At 56.2% G+C, this 22,162-nt stretch carries 19 protein-coding genes and 1 tRNA gene; 7 read left to right on the forward strand and 13 right to left on the reverse strand.

What is annotated here, in order from left to right:
* The first annotated feature begins 32 nt into the window (after positions 1-32).
* On the forward strand, positions 33-959 hold the full coding sequence (locus JVX98_RS27080) for a hypothetical protein (protein WP_205238055.1): 927 nt from the start codon (positions 33-35) through the stop codon (positions 957-959).
* Between the two features lie 274 nt (positions 960-1,233).
* Here JVX98_RS27080 and JVX98_RS27085 read toward each other — a convergent pair whose 3' ends face one another.
* On the reverse strand, positions 1,234-2,100 hold the full coding sequence (locus JVX98_RS27085) for a hypothetical protein (protein WP_205238056.1): 867 nt from the start codon (positions 2,098-2,100) through the stop codon (positions 1,234-1,236).
* Positions 2,101-2,122: 22 nt separating this feature from the next.
* Positions 2,123-2,728, reverse strand: coding sequence for a hypothetical protein (locus JVX98_RS27090; protein ID WP_205238057.1), 606 nt, complete (start codon positions 2,726-2,728; stop codon positions 2,123-2,125).
* A 215-nt stretch (positions 2,729-2,943) separates the two neighbouring features.
* Between JVX98_RS27090 and JVX98_RS27095 the strand changes: the two genes are divergently transcribed.
* Entirely contained in the window at positions 2,944-3,738 is a 795-nt protein-coding gene (locus JVX98_RS27095; RefSeq protein ID WP_246764961.1) for an ABC transporter permease, read from the forward strand.
* 186 nt (positions 3,739-3,924) lie between these two features.
* Positions 3,925-4,494 (forward strand): site-specific integrase, encoded by a 570-nt coding sequence (locus JVX98_RS27100; protein WP_205238058.1) that lies wholly within the window; start codon positions 3,925-3,927, stop codon positions 4,492-4,494.
* Between the two features lie 45 nt (positions 4,495-4,539).
* Here the strand turns inward: JVX98_RS27100 and JVX98_RS27105 are convergent, their stop codons facing one another.
* On the reverse strand, positions 4,540-5,151 hold the full coding sequence (locus JVX98_RS27105; RefSeq protein WP_205238059.1) for an HNH endonuclease: 612 nt from the start codon (positions 5,149-5,151) through the stop codon (positions 4,540-4,542).
* A gap of 60 nt (positions 5,152-5,211) precedes the next feature.
* On the reverse strand, positions 5,212-8,028 hold the full coding sequence (locus JVX98_RS27110) for a hypothetical protein (RefSeq protein ID WP_205238060.1): 2,817 nt from the start codon (positions 8,026-8,028) through the stop codon (positions 5,212-5,214).
* 100 nt (positions 8,029-8,128) lie between these two features.
* On the opposite strand from JVX98_RS27110, the gene JVX98_RS27115 reads away from it, so the two are divergent.
* Positions 8,129-9,493 carry a hypothetical protein gene (locus JVX98_RS27115; RefSeq protein ID WP_205238061.1) on the forward strand — a complete coding sequence of 455 codons (1,365 nt, stop codon included), beginning with the start codon at positions 8,129-8,131 and terminating at the stop codon, positions 9,491-9,493.
* Positions 9,494-9,535: 42 nt separating this feature from the next.
* Here JVX98_RS27115 and JVX98_RS27120 read toward each other — a convergent pair whose 3' ends face one another.
* Both JVX98_RS27120 and JVX98_RS32735 read right to left on the reverse strand, forming a co-directional pair.
* Positions 9,536-10,555 carry an ABC transporter substrate-binding protein gene (locus tag JVX98_RS27120; RefSeq protein ID WP_205238062.1) on the reverse strand — a complete coding sequence of 340 codons (1,020 nt, stop codon included), beginning with the start codon at positions 10,553-10,555 and terminating at the stop codon, positions 9,536-9,538.
* A gap of 72 nt (positions 10,556-10,627) precedes the next feature.
* Positions 10,628-10,903, reverse strand: coding sequence for a DUF6626 family protein (locus tag JVX98_RS32735; RefSeq protein ID WP_371826538.1), 276 nt, complete (start codon positions 10,901-10,903; stop codon positions 10,628-10,630).
* 97 nt (positions 10,904-11,000) lie between these two features.
* On the opposite strand from JVX98_RS32735, the gene JVX98_RS27125 reads away from it, so the two are divergent.
* On the forward strand, positions 11,001-12,335 hold the full coding sequence (locus tag JVX98_RS27125) for a hypothetical protein (RefSeq protein ID WP_205238063.1): 1,335 nt from the start codon (positions 11,001-11,003) through the stop codon (positions 12,333-12,335).
* 45 nt (positions 12,336-12,380) lie between these two features.
* Here the strand turns inward: JVX98_RS27125 and JVX98_RS27130 are convergent, their stop codons facing one another.
* The 7 genes from JVX98_RS27130 to JVX98_RS27160 form a co-directional block, all read right to left on the reverse strand.
* Positions 12,381-13,100 (reverse strand): DUF2958 domain-containing protein, encoded by a 720-nt coding sequence (locus JVX98_RS27130; protein ID WP_205238064.1) that lies wholly within the window; start codon positions 13,098-13,100, stop codon positions 12,381-12,383.
* A 354-nt stretch (positions 13,101-13,454) separates the two neighbouring features.
* Positions 13,455-13,901, reverse strand: a complete 447-nt coding sequence (locus JVX98_RS27135; protein ID WP_205238065.1) for a hypothetical protein — start codon at positions 13,899-13,901, stop codon at positions 13,455-13,457.
* A gap of 136 nt (positions 13,902-14,037) precedes the next feature.
* On the reverse strand, positions 14,038-14,265 hold the full coding sequence (locus JVX98_RS27140; RefSeq protein ID WP_205238066.1) for a hypothetical protein: 228 nt from the start codon (positions 14,263-14,265) through the stop codon (positions 14,038-14,040).
* Between the two features lie 50 nt (positions 14,266-14,315).
* Positions 14,316-16,331 (reverse strand): flagellin, encoded by a 2,016-nt coding sequence (locus JVX98_RS27145; protein WP_205238067.1) that lies wholly within the window; start codon positions 16,329-16,331, stop codon positions 14,316-14,318.
* A gap of 337 nt (positions 16,332-16,668) precedes the next feature.
* Entirely contained in the window at positions 16,669-17,319 is a 651-nt protein-coding gene (locus JVX98_RS27150; RefSeq protein WP_205238068.1) for a hypothetical protein, read from the reverse strand.
* Positions 17,320-17,448: 129 nt separating this feature from the next.
* Entirely contained in the window at positions 17,449-18,834 is a 1,386-nt protein-coding gene (locus tag JVX98_RS27155) for a tyrosine-type recombinase/integrase (protein ID WP_205238069.1), read from the reverse strand.
* A gap of 279 nt (positions 18,835-19,113) precedes the next feature.
* Positions 19,114-19,190 (reverse strand) — tRNA-Arg (locus tag JVX98_RS27160).
* Between the two features lie 367 nt (positions 19,191-19,557).
* Here JVX98_RS27160 and JVX98_RS27165 point away from each other — a divergent pair.
* Positions 19,558-21,102: a glycosyltransferase family 39 protein gene (locus tag JVX98_RS27165; protein ID WP_205238070.1), complete on the forward strand. Its 1,545-nt coding sequence runs from the start codon at positions 19,558-19,560 to the stop codon at positions 21,100-21,102.
* A gap of 45 nt (positions 21,103-21,147) precedes the next feature.
* Positions 21,148-22,155 carry a UbiA family prenyltransferase gene (locus JVX98_RS27170; protein ID WP_205238071.1) on the forward strand — a complete coding sequence of 336 codons (1,008 nt, stop codon included), beginning with the start codon at positions 21,148-21,150 and terminating at the stop codon, positions 22,153-22,155.
* The last annotated feature ends 7 nt before the right edge of the window (positions 22,156-22,162 follow it).

Here is a 22,162-nt window from a genome sequence, read left to right on the forward strand (position 1 = left end):
GGCTAATGATAGTCAACAAGGGGGCGTAATCGTTGGAAGCAAGCCGGAAGTTATTGTTGAAGGCGGGCTGTGTTGCTGGAGTTGACGACATCATGCGCGCAACGGGCTCGGAGTACTGTTATGCATATAAAGAGCTTCCACTGGAGGCCACCTCCGAGCAGATAATGCAGTATTGCTCGACAACGCGGCGCTTGTTCGCCCCGATCGCCAGGAAAATTACACCCGAAGATAATAGCCTTTGGGTGTTGCGCCATTATCTTGCAATTAAGCTCGTGACTTCTGCCTCAATACTCGCGGGATCAGCGAATTTCGCCTACGATCGCAATCTTTTGATGGGAGTTCCTTACTTCAATTACTATGCCGTTCTCAATGCGTGTCGTGCATATCTGCTGACATCTCCCCATGTGAAATGGGATGGACGAAAGACGGTGGAGATGACGCACGAGAACATACTTAACCGCACAGCTGACTATATGCGGGCTCTTGATCCTGTGCGGCGATCCCTTTGGCGTGCGCGGCTGGGTGAGCTTCGAGCGCAGAGAGAGCTTTTTTCATATAGATTTCCATTATCAGGGCCGGATTTTGTTGGGCGGCCGTCATTGGATCCCGCACCGGTTACTGATTTTGCTCGATTGATTGCAGAGCTCGCATCGCTGAATACCGAATGTTTTCAGGCGGCGCTCAAGAAGTACGCATCGGACAATATTCCGGTACCAGCGGTGTCCGATCACGCATGGGCCTCGCTCTATAGCCTTGCTGATGCTGACGTAAACGACACTCTGGATCGCTACAGGTTCAATAAGTACGTCCGCGGCTGGAGCACCGTATCCACGTTGGAGGTTATGGCAACTGATGGCCTGATGGATGATTTGTACGGCTCTTGGACCCATTCGGGCGATGACGGCGATCTCGATGTTTTCGATCCTGACAACTACAGCCGCCTACTGCTTGCGCTTTGAGGGAGAGTTCGTCTTGCGCTTTCGCCACTCTGCTACGCACTGGCCGGCTGATTTGGCTCCGCAGGCGATCAGTGCTTTGAGGAAATGATGATCAGTTATCATCAGCGTTGCGTCAGAGTGTGACGGAGCTGTCTATCCAATCTTCGACCGTGCTCTTTGAAAACACGCAGGGCCAGCCGATGGCGCTTTGAATTCTGGCATGAGCTTGGTCGCTTGGGTCAACAACTGTTACGTTGGCCCTGCCCGTAGGCGAACGGCGTCGTCCTCCCTTTCTTTAGGCTCCGTGCTCCTGATTGTAAAAGCCACATCTTAAGATGAATCGTGCGTGAAAATCAGCATCCGCAAGGGAATATCCGAGAAAGCGAACGTCTGAAGCGCTGCTCAAAATTGAGACTGATTTCCTCCAAAGAGTCTGAAAGTGGCGCCCCGCAAACTCCTTGTTGAAAACTGGCGGAATGATAAGCGGCATATACTCGCGACGGGTCGAATGTGGTGCTCGATAAGGTTTGAAAGCATAGATCGCCCTTTCACCTTCGCCAGTAAGCAGAACTTTCTTGTCGGCGTTCAAGTGTCGCCCAGTCGAATACTCGAACCAATTCAGCGAACCATGTGGCTTGATCAAACGCGGCCCCGGCTTCCGGGCTCCAAATCCATAGTCTCGACGGTCGAGGGTGGACCCAAAGAGAAGCTCGTCCAGCACGAGGTCCCAATTGAACGATATAATTTGTGCCTTCTCACGCTTGATTTGTTCGGCGAGTGCCGTGAGCCAAATCGGAGGAGACCGGATCGCATCTTCTTTTAGTCCGTGAAACCATTTGGCCATCTCGAGCAAGAACCGCTGTCTGCGAGCAGTGAGTTCTTCTTTTGTAAAGCCGCCTGACGCTGGCCGGCTGTATTCGAACAACTGTTCGTTAGCCTTCATTTCTGAGAGCAAGCGTTCCACATTGACAAACGTGTCGGCTTTATCAGGGTCGAAATCTGGATGATGAAAGCGAATGATGTCGCAAAGTTCCGCGGCCGTGCCTGCACGCTGTAGTCTCGGCCATATATTTGGTAAGAGACTGTTGATTGTAGGAAAGCCTAACCCCGCTGAAAAGCCAGCGCCGATAACGTACACGATGTTTCCGCTGCTAGTATCCATTCAAAGCTCATTTCTATGATGCTTACAATTGAATCAAACGTCGCAATTTCTGACGCCAAGAATTGTTTTGCATAGTCGTTGCTTCATCCGCAGGCGAATTTGCTGTGGCGGCTGGGGTTTCCTCTGGATGCTCGATATAGCCGCGCGCAGCCAGCCAATTGTAGGCACTGGTCAGAGCGCGCGCGCCGTCCGGAGAAACTGACCGGTCAGGATTAGCCGGGCCATTCCGCGCCGCCATTTTGGCGATAACTAAGATCGTACTGAGGCGCATACCCCTATATTCATCAATAATGTAGAGTAATTTTTCTTCATATGATCCAATAATATTATTTCCATGACGCAGATATATCGTTGGCTCTGGTTTTGTGAAGTCAGCGCACACATCAAAGCCGATGAGAGCTCTGCCGCCGCTGGAGAATTGATCGAGCGTTGTGAAATGAAGTTGTCTGGCAAATTTTTCTACATACTTCCCAGTGTGGTCGTAATTTCCGGCAGTGACGGGTGGAGCTGGTCGTAAGAATATTCCGGTCTCTAAATCGTAGTGGTCCGGAAAGAAGCGCTCCTTTGTCAGAAGGGGTACAGGTCGATCGAAAAAGGCAATCTGGTTCCCAAGAAATTCTAAGGTCATTAAGTGCTCCAAACAACAATATGGTGCAGATTCCTAATGCGTGCGCCGTTAAGAAGTGATTGTGATCACTGCGGATTTTCCGTTATTTGCGATGCGCCATTTGGGTGCTACGGCCATCTTGAATCGCGAGTCGCGCGAAACGGGCCGTGCCACTCTCCGGTGAAATTCAGCGTTCAGCGATGGGTGATTGGCGCTCATCCAAATTGGGTCCTTTCATGATTTTACCGGCAGAGTTGGCTCTTCGAATTGTTGCTCCAATGGTGGGCTGCTTTGCAATCATAACGGGCTGGGCCGCTTACGTGGAACTGTCAGGGGTTCCACCGTACATCCTTCCGGGGCCGGATGCAGTCGCCGCGACTCTTGTAACCGATTGGTCGATATTGGGGCCGGCGCTTTGGCTGACGACAAAGACGACACTGCTTGCCCTTCTACTCGCGCTAGTCGGCGGCGGCGGCATTGCTACACTGCTGGCGCAGGCGCGCTGGATCGAGGCGATTTTCTATCCTGTCACTGTGACCCTTCAGGTGACGCCGATTATCGCGATTGCGCCGCTGATCCTGATATACGTGCCGACACCCACTATCGCGCAATTGATATGCGCGTTTGTCGTCGCCTTCTTCCCGGTAATGCTGAACACGCTACAAGGATTGAAAAGCGCTGAACGCCACCACCTTGATCTGCTTCGCACCTATGGCGCGTCCCGATGGCAAACCATCCGCTATCTGAGAATTCCGTCTGCTCTGCCTCACTTCTTGGCAGGCCTGAAAATCGGCGGGGGGCTTGCGCTTGTCGGGGCCGTTGTCGGGGAGTTTTCAGTCGGGCAGGCCGGGAACAATGCCGGTCTGGCTTTCCGGTTGTTGGAGGCGCAAAGCCGACTTAACACGCCGCGCGTCTTCGCGACATTGGTTCTGCTCGCTTGCCTCGGAGCGGTAGTTTTCGCCGCGACTTCCGTTCTGTCATGGCTTGCTCTTCGCCATTGGCACGAGAGCGAGGCAACCAGTAGGCATTGAAATTCGCTGCATCCAGCGCCTCTGATAGAAACCTAACGAAACGCACATTTTCTAAGGTTTTCGCTCTCGATGCCGCTGACGCCTTGATTCCGCAGAGCAATTCCTCGCTTCAAGCTGGCGCTCGCCCTTCCTGCCCATCGGCAACATAACGAACGGCAAGGAAATGCTGGTTTTTGTGAGGTTCTGATGAAGCAAGCGCGCGTTTTAACCGATGCAGAATTCAAACGGCTGCTGGCTGTGGTAGCGCAAATGAAGCACGCAGGGCGCAATAGGCTGGCGCTGATGCTCTCGCATCTCGCAGGGTTGCGCGTCGGTGAGATTGCTGCGCTGACCATGCGCGACGTAATTGACGGCGAGGGCAAGGTGCGCGAGCAACTGCGGCTACGGGCCGAGATCACGAAGGGCGGTCATGCCCGAGTGGTCTTCCTGAATGAGAAGCTACGGCGGGAGATCGAGCGTCATCGAGCGGACTGGCCCGAGAGCCGGGTCGCCGATGCACCGCTGCTATTGACGCAGAAGCGCACGGCGTTTTCCGCGAACACCCTCTGTCAGTTGATGGGCGAGCTTTACCGGAGCGCCGGTCTTGATGGTGCAACCTCGCATAGCGGTCGCCGCTGGTTCATCACCCGACTTGCGCATTCCGGCGTCAGCCCGAAGGTTATCATGACGCTGGCTGGGCACCGCAACTTGACCACCACGCAACGCTATATCGACGTTCATGACGAGATGATGAAAGCGGCAGTCGATCTGCTTTGACCTTGCAATGCCGTTGGCGGCAAGTCAGCCCTCGTTGGGCGCCAATCATCCTCTTCCGTTTTCAGATATTTGGGACTTCAGTTCCGCTATCGTCAGACACGGCTGTTTCCGGTGCACCATACGGTGGCAGTTGGAGCAAAGCATCGCCAGTTCGTCAATTGTCGTGGGCGTATTCTTGCCGTCACGGCCAGACAACGGGTCGATATGATGGCATTCGATGTATTGGCGCCCGAGCGGGCCGTAGAATGCTTCGAAATCAAACCCGCACCCCATACAAACATAGCCGTGGTACTTTTTTGCCTTCGAAACCAGCGCCTTGTCTCGCCAAATGACATTGATTTCACGGACGTGACGCTCACCTTCTTCCGCCGAATCTACCGTGGGAGCGACGTCTTCATCCTCATCGGTGTTCACGAAGTCAGTAAAGCCGAGGGCCTCGAACCCGGAGTATGCTGTTTGAGGATTGAAGTTGCCGCTGTGAATCTGGGGGCGACAGGACGCGGCCCACAAGGCCTTTAGAGGATAAAGCTGCGATCCATGTCGAAGGTAGAGCTTGTGCGGCGGAAAACCGCTTGCGTATTTGTCGAGAAAGCCCTGCAGACCGAGCTTATCATGCTCTCTCATTGCCATTTCAACAGTCGCAGCCGTAGCGGCCATTTGTTCTCTCCATTTGCTTATGCGGAACGCGAAACTTATCGAGAATCCGATGTCTATGAGTTATCTCGCTGCTGTGTGTCCTGAATTGCCGTTCGCAATCGGCCGCGCGCTGACCGGCCACCGCAATCTGACGACAACGCGACGCTTCACCGATCGCGACGAGAAGATGAATGCGGCAGTCGATCTGCTTTGACCGCACCCATTCCGGCATAGTAAAAGTTCGGTCAGCGAACTTTCTAGCGCGGCTTTGCGACTGAGATGCTTGTCTTCGGCTCGTCCCGCCATGCGCAGCATCTCGGACCGATCCAGCAAGTGCTTGCCGGCCATGCTCAAGCCTTTGTCGGCGTACATCTCCGCAATCCGGGTGTTGCCTATTTTCATGTTGGCTGCACGGTTTGGAAATAGCGTCCCGCCTGATCGCAGCTCACGCAAGACGATGTTGTTGCAGCGATAGACCGACGCGCCCTTGCTGATTGCTTCAACCCCGAACAGCGTATCTTCGCCGTGCAGTCGGAACGAAGCGGGCGGCAGTATCTCCGGGCGACCGAGTTTGGGGAAGTTGCGCACAATGTACATGCTCCCTTTCAGGTCGTAATAGGGATCGAAGACGTGATTTTCCTTGAAGAGCTGGGGATTCTCGCGCCAGACGACGTTATGCGACGGCATTTTCCCTGTGAACGGCGAAAACACGTCTATCGTCTCATATGCTGCCGGATCATTTGCCGCCATCTCGGAAAAGAACGAGGCTCCGCTGTTGTGACTGTCGCCATGGTGCAGGCTGGCATCGTCATCCATGATGATGCCCCAGTCATGATCGCTATCGTAGAATTCCTGAAGGCTATGGCGGCGATTGTCGATAATCTCGCGCGCCGGAGCCCGAATGATCCGGCCACCGTTCTCCGCGATCCGGTTTAGCTCGCCATGGCTGGCGACTTCATCGTCGCTCCAACCCGACGCAATCACGGTGACCGGGATGTCTGTCATCCGTCGCCACCAGCGCAGTTGCCATTCCAGATCGTAGTGGCGGCACAGACGTTTCTCAGCATCGTCCGGCACAAAGCTGTTGATGTAAGCGCCGAACACATTGCCGCTTTTGTATATGATCGCCGGCCAAGCGACCCCTTTCAGCCTTTTGCTGCGCCAATTGTCCTGCAACGTTTTGCTGTAATGGGAGGGGCAGGCATCGTCGGGGTCGACGGGCTGAATATTTGTGGATGCTGAAACTGCAGCTTTCTTGTCGGGCTTTCGAGTGTTGGCCGCACTTCCACTTGAGCCGGTAATCCGAGGACCGGATGGAGGCGATGCGGATGATGGGGGCGCAGGGGGCGGATTTGCCCGGAAATCCTGACAGACTTGGGTTCGAGCCATGGAAACGCCAAGGACCATCGGCGAGACGTATTCGAAGTGATCGCCACCGTCAAAGGTATGGTCGATGCAAAAGGCCGCATCTGCGACATCGCTGTCAGCGATGTATCCAGCCAGGTCTTCTCCATACGCGGATGCAGTTTTCCAGAGCGCGGCAATGTCGGCCAGCGAAAGCTCCATCTGCGGATCGATCGCGGCCGCCGGCGCGGTGAAAGTCAAAAAGGGATAGGCCAATCCGGAATAGCTTTGTGCGCCGGTGAAGCCGACTTCTGGCGTTACCCCCTCCGATAGCCACTGCAGACGTCTTGGCGCCGGATCGGCGGTAAGCCCTGCGCGGTTGGCCTTCTTGAACAAGGCGGCCGCCATGTCGAGGTTACTCGCCGAAGCCTTCATACCCTCGCAGGTCGCAAGGAAATGCCGGGTTCTACGACCAAGTTTCCTGCCTTGTCGCAGCTTCGCACCGAGATAGTTCGCGACCGGATGGAGTTTGAGCTGTATTTGCGACTTCGCATCGTCAACAATGCAAATTCCCTGATCGTCGGCCGATACGCGCCATTGGCAATCATGCTGGAAAAGCTGCCGGAAGGTTTCGGCATCGGAGAGCGCAAGGATAAATTGCCCTCTGCCTTCCAGTTCCGGGAGGGCATACGCAAGCGTGACGGTGGCATTCGTGAAGCTATAGGCGTCCGACAGGAAGCGCAGTTTCGTGACCGGAGTCTCATCGCCCGCTTCGTTCCAGATCGCGACAAACTGGAGTGCGCCGCTGCTGGATGGCTTGCACGTTCCGGCGATCATGTCCAGGGCTCGGAACAGCGGGTAGAGCGGCCGGCTGGCAAGCGGATGTTCATCGGGGTTTCTGTTGCTGGCGAGTTCGAGCAGGTATTTGTCGATAGTATTCTGGTCGTCCTCATCGCGGATATGGACAAGAAAGGTCTGGCCGCCTTCGGAAAACAACAGGGAGCGGTGAAAGCCGCTCGTAAGGATCACCCCCGGCAAAGCCGTCGCCACGACGCGCGACTGTTTCAGTTCGCTGGTGATCATCGCAAGCCGAGACGACTTCAAGCTCGCCGCTTTTCCAGCCGCAGGGCGCGCAAAATGTTTTACGGCCTCAGCATATCGCCCGGAGATGCCACCATCCCGTTCAAGCCAGTCTATGAACGGTTCGGCGCCGATCGTCTCCGAGGCGTAGAGCAGCACGTTGGCAAGCTCGCTGCGCCAGCTCTTGCTGCGGTTCTTGGAAAAGGCCAGCTCGACCAGAGCATTGTAGGGATTGGCCCTGGTGACCTTGTTCAAGGTCTTGCCATAACGTTCCAGAAACGCCTCGAATGCCTGCCGATCCTGACGGATGTTCTCACCGAAGGCAAACATCCGCTCCAAGGCGGTAAAGAGCAGCTTTTGGCCCTGGCTTTCGTGCTTGTCGAATGCGGCAGCACTCGCAACGACATCCTCAAACGCATTCCGATACTGCTCAAGCGCGGAAACGATTGGCTCTTTCTTAACGGCTTTGCCCATTGGATGCTCGCAATGATTTCATCAAGTGTCCCGCAATCAAGCCGTGCAGGTCTTAAGAAATTACAGCGGGTCGGACAGACAGGGTCCTTAAGGTTATTCAATGCTTTCCACGAAGTCCGCGCACGCCGTCTACATGCCCGCCATCAGTGCGAACTTTGCAAAGCTTGGGCACTCGGTGCATCTTAAACGCGATTTCTCGTTTCGAGAGAGCGACCTGAATTTTCTCGATCCGGCAAGCGGCCTTTTCCACTACCCCTATGCGCTCTACAGCGCGGGACAGGCGGCCAAAAGCGACAGCGCCGCGAAACAGGCAAGTTCGGTCAGCGCGCGCGATCGCAACAGAACCACTATTATCGGCGACAGCGGCGGCTTTCAAATTCAGCAGGGCACCATCGCGTTTGCGGGAGACGAGACGTGCGAGCGAATGTTGCGCTGGCTTGAGGGGAATGCGGATTTTGCCATGACCCTGGATTTTCCGACCGGCGGCATCGGAAGCGGAAACGTCGCGGCACATGCCAGCCGCCTGATTGCTCAGGGCCACAATCTGCAAGCGATGGCGGCAGGCAATGGATTGTCCGTCGATTACAACGCCTGCCTCCAGCAGTCTCTGATAAATCTAAACTATTTCTCAACGCACCGCAGACCCGGCGCCACCAACCTGCTCAACGTGATCCAGGGGCGCACCGAGCGTGAAAGCAAGGTCTGGTACGATGCGGTGAAGGGCTATGGGCTCGAAGGCTGGGCGTTTGCCGGAACGCATCAGAGCGCGTTTTCCATGAGCATGGCCCGCCTGCTCGACATGTACGACGACGGACTGTTGCAGAAGGCCAGATGGATACACTTTCTCGGTATTTCGACGCTTGAACCGGCCTACCTGTTCACAACCATCCTTCGCGGCCTGCGCCGGATCAATCCCGACATCGGCGTTTCCTTCGACACGTCGAGCCCGTTTTTGGCGGCAGCGAATTTCAACATGTACACGTCGTTCCGCTTCGACAAGCATGGTTGCGCGCTCAGCCCAATATCCTTCGCGGAACATGCGAGCGCCGATGATAGCCGCACCCTCGACGAATTGGCCCGCGACGTCGCCAAAAACATCACGATAGCGCGGAGCGGTTCACCCGCATTGAGCTTCACGCCGCTCCCTGTCGCGACGGCCATCGGTTCAAAGGTGACCGTTTCCGAAATCTGCGAGATGCAGGACGGTCGATTGCGCGTCACAACAGACGGTGTCTGGGTCTTGATGAATCACAACGTCGAGGTTTTCGTGAAAGCCTTCGAAGCGCTCAATCGCAGCTTCGATGAGAACCCGCTTGATGATGATGTGCCGGTGCATGTGCGCGCGGCGAAGGTCGCAATCGAGACGATGTTCGAGGAGCTTGTTTCGCAAAACGAGATTGCGGCAAGGGATTTGCTGCGAGAATGTGCTCCTCTGCTGGACGTCTTCGCTGAGGTGAGGGGCTGAGCGAGATGATGCCGGATGTATATCCGGCACCATGCTAAAAACTCATCCTTTCAGGTTCAACCCAACGCCCTTGCAGGAAAAGCGCGTGTCGAAGGCCTTGGTGTAGTCGGTATCGGCCTTGAGCAGCTTCACCTTTACCAGTTCATCGACAAGCCATTTGTAGCGCTCGGCGGTCAGGCAGCCGATACCCTTGTCCAGCGCATCGCCGCTATCCACTATCCCGTATTGTTTCATCTTGGCGATGGCATATTCGATCTGGCCATCGGTCATCTCGGGATTGGTCGTCTTGATCAACGCGTTGGCGGCCGCGTTGTCCCCGTACAGATAATTGTACCAGCCCTCGATCGAGGCATTTACGAACCGCTGTACGAGGTCGGGGTTCGTGTCGATGAGGTTTTGTTGGACGGTAATCGTCGTCGCGTAGGGCTTGTAGCCGCTGTCGGCGAGAAGGAAAATCTTCGGCTCCGTGCCGGCTTGCTTTTGAACCTCATAGGGCTCCGAGGTGATCAGCCCCTGCTGGGCTGATTGTTTGTTAGCGAGAAACGGCGCCGGGCTGAAATTGTACGGCCGGAATTGCTCGTCGCGGAAGCCGTCGAAATTGGCCTTCATCCATTCGAAATACGCGCCAAAGCCGCCTTGTGTCATGAAGATTGTTTCGAGCTTGGCAAGGTCCTCGAACTTCTCAATGCCGCTGTCGGGGTGCGCCAAAATGACCTGCGCGTTCTTCTGATAGAACGCTGCGACATCGACAAGGGGGATGCCCTGTTCAATGCCGATAAGCTGTTCCTGTTGGGTTCCCAGATAGAAGTCGAGCCTGCTCGTCAACAGCAAAGCGCGGTTCTGCGCTCCTGGCCCACCCTGCAGAATTTCGACATCTAGACCATAGCGGGCATAGGTGCCATCAGCGACGGCCTGATAGAAGCCACCATGATCTGCCTCGGCGAGCCAGTCGGTGCCGAAGCGGACTTTATCTAGCGAGTAGGCGGGGGAGGCAACGGAGATTGCGGTAATTGCCACCAGAGCTACCATCGCTGCGTTGCCGGAGTTGGAATGGGCGTTCATTGAAAGTTCCTGATACGGAAAGTTGTAGAGCTTGTACTCAGGAACTTTTAATTGGTGGCCATTGGCTAAACGTTAAAGCCTACGCCGGCGGATATCCGTTATCGTCCTGCGCTCAATCTCGCTGGCAAGCTTCTGCTTGAATTGTAGCAGTTGCGCGTTGCCTCGGACTGACATTCGTTCTAGCCGCCACGCGATACCGCAGAGTGTGGCGAGTCCAGGCTCTCGGTCGACCGCGACAAGATGCGAATAATAGCGAGGGCTGCGCCCAAGCCATATTCGCGAGAATTCCATTTGTGACTTGGTAAGTCCGCTGGCGCACATCGTCTCATATATGTCTTTGATTTTCATTCTGCCTATCTCCTTGATTTAAATATTTATTTCCAAGGATGTGCGGCGCTAAAATGAGTGCTGAATAAATAGCACGTTATTTTAGAAGGAGATTCTCATGACCAAGGCTATGGAGGAGTTGCGTGCGGCGATGATGCGCACGAAGCAATTTAACTGGTGGCAACGGAAGGAGCTTCGCTGGCTCTCTCCAAAGAATGAAGAGCAGCGGCAGGTTGTAATGAACGCGCTCGGCCCGGATCATGTCCTGATGGCGAGAATGATACGTTGCGGCGAAATCAGCAGCAACAACAACATGTTCTACTGCGGCATCCCTCTTTGCCCGCGCTGCTTCATGCGCGAGAGAGGCAGGCAAACGCGCCAAGCGATCCGTGAAACTTTTCTCGATGCAAACAACGATGATATCGCTTTCGTGACGATCCTACTTCCGGCACGCACGGACCTGGCTGATGTGCATGGAGTAATCGAGAAGGAGAAGCGGCGTCTCCGCAACTTTATCGTTCGTCAACGGAGCCTCGATAGCCGCTGGGATGACTTTCAGTTCGTCGGCTTCTGGGAAATGGGACGCACGACTATCGGAGATTTTCAGTGCGCCGGTCGCAAAACAAAGCTTGCGCTAAACAGCTTGGAATTTCCATTGATCGGCGCAGACGACGAAACCGTGTGGCTCCCACACCTGCACGCGATCGTACAAAAGGGCCGCCTGACTGAGAAAGAGATCGCGAAGGCCCTGCGCAATGATGGCCACCACGCCCCTTATCAGGTTGATGTGCGACCGTTCCACACGTATCGATCGGCCGCAAAAAACCTTCAGAACGTGACGCGGTACTCGCTGAAATTCCGCATCGAAAACGACCCACAACAGCTTGATCCGCTGGACTTCATCACGGCAGAAAAAGACCCTTCAGGAGTGAGAGACTGGTGGCCTGCCGACGACATCCGGGCTTATGTGGAGTGGTTGTATCTGGAGCGATCTGGTTTTCAGTCGCTTCGCTTTGTCCTAGGGAAAAAGGACGTGGATGCGGGGACCGATATTGCCTTGGCAGTCAACCAAGAGGACGACGACATTGAAAGTTCGTTTGATCGGTCATTGTGCAGTCAGTTCGATGAAAATGTCTCAGATGAGTGCAGTGAAACGGAGAGCGATGTCAATGCAGATGACTCATGCGATGTGAGCCTTGATGTTTTGTTCGATATTAATGCTCGTGTTGAATGTGTGTCAGGTAGCGTAAGGTATAATAATCTACTACTGGATACTAACTGGATAACTGTGGATGTTCCGAAATGGCGACCGATGCTTCCAGCCACTCTTGAAGTCCTGGGGCACGACGCCAAAGCTGCCGCAAAGTCTTCCAGATACGCCGGAAACGTCCTCAGCCTTGCCGAGCGTCTGCGTAGCATTGGCGTCTTGGATCGAGCCAGTGGCGATCATTGAGTTCCTGCGACGCATTGAAAAGTTCGCTCAACGAACTTTCCTATCCTAGATCGTTAGCGAATAGTCCGCATAGATCGTGCGATCGCGCAGTTTCTCCAGTGCCGGATTTTCCCGGCTTGCTTGGTCAAAGATGCTACGGCCCGCCTTTGATGACGGCGGGGTCACGAGCCGACGGGGATTTCCGGTCAGCGACAAGCCGGGAAACTCAGGTTCTTCGACAATGCGGCCCATCATCGCGGCGGCTTCCAGATATGCGCTTATCGGCATCGCGGCCGAGAATGTCTCGTCACGCACAAGATCGAGGCCGAGCATGGGCCGTAGTGCCATGATGTCGGAAATCCATAGTGGCTGAAACACCGGCCCACTATGCGCCAAATTGTGTAGAGCATCGACGGCATGGCCGCAAACGCGGCTCCGGGTCAGCAACATGACTGCTTTGCCATTCGGATCGTAAAACCGTGCGACCGGCGGGAAATTCGCATTGGGCCTTGCATACCAATGAAGTCGACGAAGCAGGGTGTTCGGGAACAGCTTTCGGTATCGGCCCGGCTGGTCCATCTCGTGCACAGTTACGGCCTTTCCCTCCGTCAGGGCAAACAGCAAAATCGCTCGCCATGACAGTCCCGACAGGTAGCTGCGCCGGTGTATCTCGCCGTCGATCTCGTAGCGCAAGTTCAGCGATGTGCCCTTGCGTTTGATCTTATAGAGCCGTTCGGATCCCACCTGCAGCTCCGTCAGGAACAGCATGGCGAGATCGATTTGCACCTGCGTGGGTCTCTCGCCGTGTTCGTCACTTAAAGAAGCCTGCATCTCGTCCCCGCTTGAATTCTGCGGAAACAAAGTTCCAGATGGCGCAAAGGGCGAGTTCAAATATCAGCAGCAGGGTAGTAATAGCGCGTCGGATTCCGAGCTTGTATCGGGTAGCAGCATGCATCGTCCAGAAGCATAGAAGTATCAAGGAAAGCGACCCGCATCGAAAACAGTGCCACACTGCGCGCGCATTCGAACGCGCGTCCGTGGCGCTCTTTGATAGCGCTGCGGTCTTGCCGGAATGCATGAAGGGCATGGGATCAATGATCCCATGCCCTTCGGATGCTTGCAGCGAAAAAACTGCGCTGTTTATGCGGACTTGCGCAGCATTTTGCCGCGCTCGACGGCAGCGGCCGTCAACTGCGCATCAAGCTCACCGGCGCGCACCGCCTCGATCAGCGTGTCGATGATCTTCGGCAGGGCAGAAAGTTCGCCGGACTCGATCGCGTTCTTGTCCTTGGCGAATTCGATGGGCTTGCCGGCATAACGGATTGCGAAAAACACCTTGCCGTTGCCATCGGTGAACCAGCCCTGGCGCACGCGCTTCAGCGCCTCGACCTCGACATGCTGCCCGTCTGCGTTCTTGCGACGAACCCTATGGGTGGGAGCGAAATGCTCACCGGCGATCTTTGCCTCGGCCATTTGCTTTTGCTCGGCGAGCGTCGCGACCATCTTCTCCCGCGCCCGCTGTACCGGATCGACGGTTGCGCGAACCGGAACTGCGGAGGTGAGCTTGAGAGCTTTGAGGTGAGACATGCTGTGATCCTTTCCGAAACATCGTTGCCGTTGTTTCCCGAATACAGCCGTCTACCAAAAGGGCGAGCAGAGAGTTGGGCCCACTATCCGGGGGACAAGCACACTTGTTGCTCCTGACAAGGGGGTCCGCTCGCGCTTACTCGACCTCGATCACGCGTCCGAGTTCGTGAAGATATTCGATGATCTGAGCTTTGAGATGGTCTCGTGGGCCAAATCGCTCGGCCATTTCATTGATGCGCTTCCGCGCGGTCTCGTCCTCCAGATTAACCGGATCGGACAGAACGTAGTGGCTCTGACCGATTGCCTGGATGTTGCTACCTGCCTCGATCATGGCTCGTACGAAGATAATTGCGCTTTGCCTCATGGCCTCAGTTCACCAACAATATCCGCCATTGTGAACGGGCCGGAGTACGATCATCGGAAGAGTTGCAACACATTTTCAGCATTTGCGTTCGCGATCTGGAGAGACTGAATTGCAAGCTGTTGTTGCGCTTGCAGGGCTTTGATCCGTGTTGACGCTTCGTTCATATCTGCATCGACCAAACGACCTACACCCTTGCTGATGGTATCCATAAGCGTCTCAGCAAAACCCTCCTGCATGTCGATGCGCATCTTGACCGATCCGAGCGTGCTTGCATTGGAGATTACCTTCTGCAGCATGATATCGACGCCGGTCAGATAGTTATCGAGGTTACTGGCGGGGTCGGTGATATCGACATCGACAACATCAAAATTGGCAACAGGGCCGATGTTGTCGCTGACATCGCTGATGGCAATGATCGATCGCGTGCCTTTCTCGGGATGGATGTTCGGGTCGATATCCAGAACAATATTGCCTGCAATGGCAGTGACTTTGACCCCGCGGCTTGCCATTGCGGCGTTGAGAACCTGCGCCATCTGTGAGGCAGTGTTGATGAGACCATCCGTGGTGCCGAGCGTGGCATCGACCAGACTGCGGTCGATGCTAATCTGCTGGACAGTATTGTTCACCTTCAACTCGAACTCAAATGCGACATCGCGGTAGATTCTGAAAGGCGATGTGAATGCAAACTGTGTCTTGGCATAATCGCCGATGCTGGCACTTGCGACACCTGCCGTTGTGGTAGGTGCGCTGGCAAGTCCAGTTGCCCCGGCCGGTGAACGGGTGACGCCGCTGACCCCGACGCTTGCCCCGCTCGATACTCCAGAGGTCTGAAAGCGCAGGCTGGAGCCGATTGGCGTTACACCGACGTTCCCGTTGATCCCGGCAGCGGTAAACGCCTGCGTCAGGACCGTCGCATAGGCGGCCGCATTGTTGATCGTGCCGTTGGAGACTCCAAGCGCCGCGTTGATCAAGGCTTCGCTGATCGTCAGTGTCTGAGAAATCGCTCCATCCACATCGATACGAAGGCTGATGGCTTCGCCTGCGGCAAGAGTGACTGGTAAACCCGTCGTCTGCCATGTCTGCGTAGTGGAGGAGACAAATCCCGTTGCTCCATTCGGGATACGGGCAACGCTCCCGACCGTAACGCTGGCTTCCGTGCTGCCGGAAGTCTCCTCGCTGCGGAATTGTAGATTGGAACCAGCGGTAGAGACGGTGACGTTGCTATCGATCCCGGCGGCGACCAGGGCTTGCGTCAGAACGGCTCGATAGTCGGAGGCACTGCCGATTGAGCCGGTGGTGACACCGAGTACCGAATCGATGAGGGACTTGTTGATGACGAGCGTCCGGGAGACTGCGCCATCGACATTGATGTCCAACGTTATTGTATCGCCGCTCGTGAGTGTGATCGGCAGACCGGTCAGCTGCCGTGTCTGAGCTCCCAGCAGCCCCACATCCTCAAGCAAGGCTGGGCGGAAGCCGCCGATATCGCCCAGTGCGCGCGGATCGCCCTGTAATGCGCCGCCGCCACCGGCGTTGAAGAGGCTGACATCGGCGATTTCGACCTGCGTCGTGCCGACTTTTATCGAGCCATCGGGAAAACGGACAAAGGAGGAGACGATATCGGCAGGCAGCGATGATATTTCGAAGAGATTTTGCGGTGATTCCGTTTTGAGCCAGTTGATGCCGTTGAAGCTTGCAGACGTGGCTACGGACACGAGCTGTTGCTTCAGTTGATCGAGCTCCTTCTGGATCTTGGACTTGTCGACTCCCGGTTCCTTGGCCGCGACAAGCTTGGACTTGAATTCAGACAGGACATCGACGACGGACTGCATGCCGGCATAGGTAACATCAACCTTCGCCGCTCCAAGGCCAAGGGCATCGGCAACTGCGGAAATGGCCTGGTTGTCGGAGCGCATGGTAGTGGAGATGGACCAATAGGCTGCGTTGTCCGCTGCCGTCTGCACCCGCAGGCCGGAACTGATTTGGTCCTGGGTCTGTGAAAGCTGGCTGCCGACACTGCGAAGGGTTTGCAACGCGGCCGCCGTATTCGTCAAAATGCTGGTCATGTCAAAAGGCCCGTAAGCACAGGCTAGCCACCGGACGTCGAGGCCAGTCCGGCGCAAAGGGCTAGCAATGATGGGAACACTTCTAACGGTTAACCACAGGGGTGCCCGCCATCATGGCGAGACCGTCACCCTGAAAGACGAGACTGCTCGCTGGCTCAGGGTCGTTCGGCGGGACGCTCAATTCGCAATCAAGCCGAGCACTTTCGTTAACGTTTTTGCAACAGGTCAGGTTAACAAAAGGTTAACGGCGATGACGCCCGGAAACAAATCTTTAACACCTGGGCATCTGCGTAGAGGATCCTAGCTGTGCCGCCGAACTGTCCAATACCGCCATCGGCTACATCGTATCGTCGAAGCGCACGAACTGCGGTATGAGGGTCGCGATGAGTTCGAACTCGGTCTCGAAGTCGGCAACGAGCCGAACAAATTTCCCCTCGATTTCGTCGGTGTCACGGATGTCGTTCACGGGGGTGGAATTCCCTCGCAAGAAACGCGAATAGAGGCGTCCTTCGTCGGCTGCGCCGACCGGGAAATGGACGCGTTCCAGTGCTTTCGCATCTGCTGCAGCCGCGATCACCTCGATGATACCCTTGCGCGCTCGATGATGTGAGATCGGGCCAACTTCGGCATTCAGCTTGAGGTGTCCGTTGCTTCCGTCGTCGCTTGCCCGTACTTCAACCCAGGCAATCAGCGGATAGCCCGCCCACCAGTTTTGGCAACCGGGCCAGGTGACCCGCCCTTTGTCTAGTTCCTCGTGCCATCGCATGGGCAGAAAGCTTACAAGGTTCTTCTTGAGCCCAGTGTAGACGAACCAGCGGTTGCCGATTCTGATCGATTTTCCGCGCGTGGGATTGTCACCAAACAATCGGCGAACCGCAGGCTCGAACCCCGTGTCGGCGCCGCGATCCGCGATGAGACCAATCACTTTCTTGTTATCCCGAAAAAACTGACGGGCCAGTTTCTCCATTTCGAAGCGCTTGTTGCTCAAGTCCCAGCTCCTCAAGAATATGGATGTGGTGCGTTCGCTTGACATCGCCAGATGGGTAAGAGCTTCTAGCTCTAGGCAAGGCTGGAGGCGACGGCAACCGTTTCATATCTGGAGCCACCGTTTCAAATGCTATCTGCGCTGTGCGCCATATGCCCGCGACAACTTCTCAGCTGTCCGCTCACTCGTCTCGCCAGCCTTCAATTCGGCCAATCGTTTTTCCAGCAGCGCGATTTCGCCATAAGTCTCATCGTCCAACAGCATCGGTTCGGTCGGCAAATCCTCTTCGCCGGGGCGCAGAAAGTCTTTGATCTGCTCGGTATTCACCTGAGCATAGTGCTTGTCGATCATCGTGATCGAGGTTCGGGTGTTTCGTGCGATGTGGTGGACGGAGACATTGTTCGCAAGCATCTGCGAGATGTAGAAGTGCCGTAACGAATAGGAAGTGCGCTTGACCCCTCTGTGATCGCGCTCCAAGTCTGCCGCCTTGAGTAACCCGCTCAAGCCGCGCTTGAACGACAATATGGCTTCTCCCTTCGCATCGGCAAACACGGGATCGTCATCGTTTGGCTCTCGGCCAACCTCGCTGACGAAAACATTCCACAGCATATGGAGTGCTTGAATTGCCCCATGCAGAGGCACAGCGTCACCGTGCTTGCTTTTCCCATGCACTTGCAGACGCGCGTCCTGCTTAAACAACGCCAGGTCTTTCGTTTCCCTATAACGGAGAATGTTGCCCCACTTCAGGTTCTTCGCTTCCGTGGGGCGCAGACCTGAACTGGCCATGAACTCGATGTAGGCATGCAGGCGAACACGATCCGAACGCACGCGGTCGGTGAGGGTGCTTTGGGTCCAAACACGTCCATCCTTCGCTTTGATCAGCTTCACCGATTGTTGTGGTTCGCTGATCCGTTCAAGGCTCTTGTTGAGGAGCCGTTCATATTCTTCCGGTGAGAAGCCCGGTCGGCGCGTATCAGGCTTCTTTCTTGCTTTGACGGCCGGAATGACGATCGGCTTGCAATAACCCCATTTGGCTGCCTGCTCGAATATCTCGCGGATAATGACCATCTCGCCCTTGATCGTGCTCAGCGCGGCGACCTTGCGGGGTGCGGGCCGAATGAAAATACGACCGTCTTCCCGCTCGCATCGAATTTTCTGAACCTGTAAGCCCGGACCTGTGGTCCAGTAGGTCTTGCGCCATTCCAGATAACGCTCGATGTCCGCTGTTGTGATTGTTTCGATGGGGCGGTCGCCGAAATAGCCGACAGGAAAACGGCGAATGATCGGCGGCCAATAGATCGGATGATATTTGCTGCGTTCGTCCCGCTCGGCTTCGGCCACGACTTTCTCGATGAATTCTTCCGCCACTTCCGAGAATGGATGGCTGTCCAGCGATAAGCCCTGTTTGTTGCGGAAACTCTGCTCGTGCCAGATTTCATAGGCTCGTTGCAGCGCCTGCTCTTCGTCAGCGGTGCCGAGGGTTTTCTTGTATTGTTTGCCGCCGATCGAATACCGCATCGACCAGTTTCGAGTACCTTCTCGCTGGAAAAGCGTGAACGGGGTCTTTTTCGTGGGAGCGGGGGATTGCAGCATAACGTGGGGCACCTTTCGAGTTGCTTTGGTCGGCGCACTGCGTTGGAAGTGTGCTAGGTGCGCGCCCGAGCCCTCGCAGGCTACGTTGAAATCATTGAGGAATTCCGAAGTGCATGCGCTACTGAGCTAGGACTGAGCTAGCTTATTTCCAGCGCGCGCGAGGACAAGCAAAGACTGAAAAATCAATGATTTCAATGTAGTTAGTGGCGCACCCGACAGGATTCGAACCTGTGACCTTTGGAATCGGAATCCAACACTCTATCCAGCTGAGCTACGGGTGCATCCGTTTGGCGGCAGGGCCGCCGAAGCAGGCTGTGAGCGGTTCTTAGCCTAGCTTGCGCGTCGCTTCAATGGCCATTGCAAGAGATTGTGGTAGAAACAGCCATCCTGTGCTGGCGTTGTGGTCGCGGCGCATCGCTTTGGGCAATGGCGCCCGGGGGATCGCCAATCCATCTGACGGGATCACCCACCCGGTGTAGCTAGAATTGGTCAGGCGAACGTCCTTGCGACGAGGGGCGGCGCGTTATAGATTCGAAATTAAAGATAATTCTAAATTAAGATACCAGTGCTCAAGTAGGCAAGTGTTCCAGTAACCAAGTGCTCCAGTACCCAGTGCTCGCGTAATTGCTTCAGGCGAGGGGGCAGATTTTGGTCAACCGATATCTCACGACCGGCGAACCGGCGTTGGAGAGGCTGCGCTCCGATCCCGTATTGTTGTGTCTGGTTGCGCTCGCAGCCGTGCTTTTCGTGCTGAACACCTGGAACGGTATCGGCATCCTTCCGGATTCGACGCGTTACATGCAGATCGTCAGCACGCCCTATGACGCGCCGCTTTACGCGTGGATGCTGGGTGCCGGGGGATCCCTTGGATTTGCGCTCGAGCATGTCGCCCTCGGCATCGCCTTTCTGCTTTATCTTCTCAATACCTGGCTCGTCTTTTCGCTGTTCAGGACGGCGCTGCCGGATCAACCGTTCTTCGTGACCGTCGGAACGCTTTTGATCATCGTCAATCCGACGTTCCTCTGGACGAGCACGATCGCGATGTCGGAGGCCCTGTTCTTGGCGCTGACATTTCTCGGCATCCGTTTCTTCATGCGCTATATGCGGGGCGAGGGACGGAGCCCCTTGCTTGGCTCGTCCGCCTGCGTTGGGCTTGCCATGCTCGCTCGCTTCGTGGCGCCGCCTGTCGGGGCGGCTTTTGCCACCATCGCGCTCTTCTACAATTCGGCGCGGTCCCTTCGCCAAAGGCTCCTCGACGTCGTCCTCCTGTTTGTTGGCAGCGCTGGTATCTTTCTCGCCTGGGTGATCGTCAGCAAGCTGCTTGTCGGCCGGTCGGTCGGCCGCGCGCTCTGGTTCTATGGCAATGCCGATGCCGATCGCTGGCTAGGCGGGCTGTCGCTTCTGGCGAGCTTTCTCCTGCCGAGCCAGGTGCCGCAGGTGATCCGCATCCCGGTGCTGCTTCTCGCGCTTGTCGCGGCGACGGTTGTCCTGGTGCAGACGCTCAAGCGAAACTGGCCCGACCGCCGGCCGGACGACCGCGATCTGACGACGCTCATCTTCGGCCTGTTTGGATATTTCTATCTGCTGTTCGTCGTGCTCGCCGTACATGTGGAGGCGAACCTGCAGCTCAACACCCGCTACTCGCTTCCCTTCTATGTCGCCATCATCTTCGTTCTGGTGATTGCAGCGGCCGACTATTGCGGTCGCGTCGATGCCGCACCGGTCGTCCGGCGTTCGCTGGCGCTGATCCTGCTCTGCCTTCTGGCCATCCACGGATTGCGCAGCACCGCCCAGACGGCGGAGGCCTTCCGCGAAGGGGTGGGGTTTCAGAGCACGGCCTGGAAGTCGTCGCCGATCGTGCGCGCCGTCAGGGCGCTGCCGGCCGATGCGGTCATCTTCACCAATGCCTGCGACCCGCTCAATTTCCTGACGCGCCGCTCGACGGACTGGATACCCTCCCATAGCGAACGGCGCACCGGCCTTGAAAGCGATGCCGGTCCGCTCGACCGGCAGCTTGAGCAGTTTCGCGAGGATATGGCGCAGAAGAATGCCTATGTCGTCTTCGTCGACGCGATCGACTGGCGGTTTTACCTGGTTACGGAGAAGGAGCTCGTCAAGCTCGCCAAGCTGAAGCTTGTCCGCTCCGAAAGGGACGGCCGTATCTATCAGGCGTCGGACATCAGCGCGCAATAGGCGCGCAGAAGCAGGAGTGCGCGGTCTCTAATCAAGGAGAGGGACATGCCCGCAAACCAGGAAAACACGACACGCGTCGGCACGCTCGGTGGTCAGCCGCAAGGACAAGCGGGCGACTACCTGTCGCTTGCCCGGTTTGACCACGTCACCAAACATGTCTTCATCCTTCCCGGACTGATCCTCGCTCTGGCGCTCACCAAGCCGGATCTTTCAAGCCTGATCGTCAATATCCCGGTCGGGCTCTTGAGCGCCGTGTGCATCGCATCCTCGAACTATGTGATCAACGAATGGCTCGACCGGGAGCGGGACGCGGCGCATCCGACGAAGTCGAAGCGTCGGGCGGTGGTCGTCGAGATGCGACCGGGCATCGTCTATGGCGAGTATCTGCTTCTGGCCATTGGCGGCTTGCTGCTGGCCGCCGTCATCGGCAAGCTGTTCTTCGTCACATCGGTGCTCTTCCTGATTTCGGGCATTGTCTACAACGTCGAGCCGATCCGGGCGAAGGACAAGCCCTATCTCGATGTGCTGACGGAATGCCTCAACAATCCGATCCGCTTCCTGCTCGGCTGGGCAATCGTCGACCAGGTGACCTTGCCCCCCATCAGCGTGCTTGCCGCCTATTGGATGGCGGGCGCCTTCCTGATGGCGGCCAAGCGGCTCGGTGAGTATCGCGACATCGCCGCCAATGCGGGCATTGCCGTCCTGAAGAGGTATCGGCGGTCGTTCGAGTACTACACGGAGGAGAGCCTGACCGTTTCCTGCTTCGTCTACGCGATGATGACGGCGTTTTTGCTGGGGGTCTTTCTGGTGAAATACCGGGTGGAATACATCCTCGTCTTTCCGTTCATCAGCGGCCTCTTTGCCGTTTACCTCTGGCTTGCCACCCGCCCGGGGTCGGTGGTGCAGCGGCCGGAGCGGCTGTTTCATTCGCGCCGGCTGGACGTCATGCTAACCTTGACCGTCGTCGTCTTCCTGTTTGCGAGTTTCGTCAACGTGCCGATGCTGGACTTCATGGCCGCCTCGTTCCTCGTGCCGATATCGTCGCTGCAATGACCGGCTC

It is taken from the genome of Ensifer sp. PDNC004 (assembly GCF_016919405.1).
Lineage (GTDB): Bacteria > Pseudomonadota > Alphaproteobacteria > Rhizobiales > Rhizobiaceae > Ensifer.

Bases quoted from the DNA above. Each gene is read 5' to 3' on its own strand.
- JVX98_RS27085 (WP_205238056.1), bottom strand. From the start codon at position 2,100: ATGGATACTAGCAGCGGAAACATCGTGTACGTTATCGGCGCTGGCTTT.
- JVX98_RS27090 (WP_205238057.1), bottom strand. From the start codon at position 2,728: ATGACCTTAGAATTTCTTGGGAACCAGATTGCCTTTTTCGATCGACCT.
- JVX98_RS27095 (WP_246764961.1), top strand. From the start codon at position 2,944: ATGATTTTACCGGCAGAGTTGGCTCTTCGAATTGTTGCTCCAATGGTG.
- JVX98_RS27100 (WP_205238058.1), top strand. From the start codon at position 3,925: ATGAAGCAAGCGCGCGTTTTAACCGATGCAGAATTCAAACGGCTGCTG.
- JVX98_RS27105 (WP_205238059.1), bottom strand. From the start codon at position 5,151: ATGGCCGCTACGGCTGCGACTGTTGAAATGGCAATGAGAGAGCATGAT.
- JVX98_RS27110 (WP_205238060.1), bottom strand. From the start codon at position 8,028: ATGGGCAAAGCCGTTAAGAAAGAGCCAATCGTTTCCGCGCTTGAGCAG.
- JVX98_RS27115 (WP_205238061.1), top strand. From the start codon at position 8,129: ATGCTTTCCACGAAGTCCGCGCACGCCGTCTACATGCCCGCCATCAGT.
- JVX98_RS27120 (WP_205238062.1), bottom strand. From the start codon at position 10,555: ATGAACGCCCATTCCAACTCCGGCAACGCAGCGATGGTAGCTCTGGTG.
- JVX98_RS32735 (WP_371826538.1), bottom strand. From the start codon at position 10,903: ATGAAAATCAAAGACATATATGAGACGATGTGCGCCAGCGGACTTACC.
- JVX98_RS27125 (WP_205238063.1), top strand. From the start codon at position 11,001: ATGACCAAGGCTATGGAGGAGTTGCGTGCGGCGATGATGCGCACGAAG.
- JVX98_RS27135 (WP_205238065.1), bottom strand. From the start codon at position 13,901: ATGTCTCACCTCAAAGCTCTCAAGCTCACCTCCGCAGTTCCGGTTCGC.
- JVX98_RS27140 (WP_205238066.1), bottom strand. From the start codon at position 14,265: ATGAGGCAAAGCGCAATTATCTTCGTACGAGCCATGATCGAGGCAGGT.
- JVX98_RS27145 (WP_205238067.1), bottom strand. From the start codon at position 16,331: ATGACCAGCATTTTGACGAATACGGCGGCCGCGTTGCAAACCCTTCGC.
- JVX98_RS27155 (WP_205238069.1), bottom strand. From the start codon at position 18,834: ATGCGGTATTCGATCGGCGGCAAACAATACAAGAAAACCCTCGGCACC.
- JVX98_RS27170 (WP_205238071.1), top strand. From the start codon at position 21,148: ATGCCCGCAAACCAGGAAAACACGACACGCGTCGGCACGCTCGGTGGT.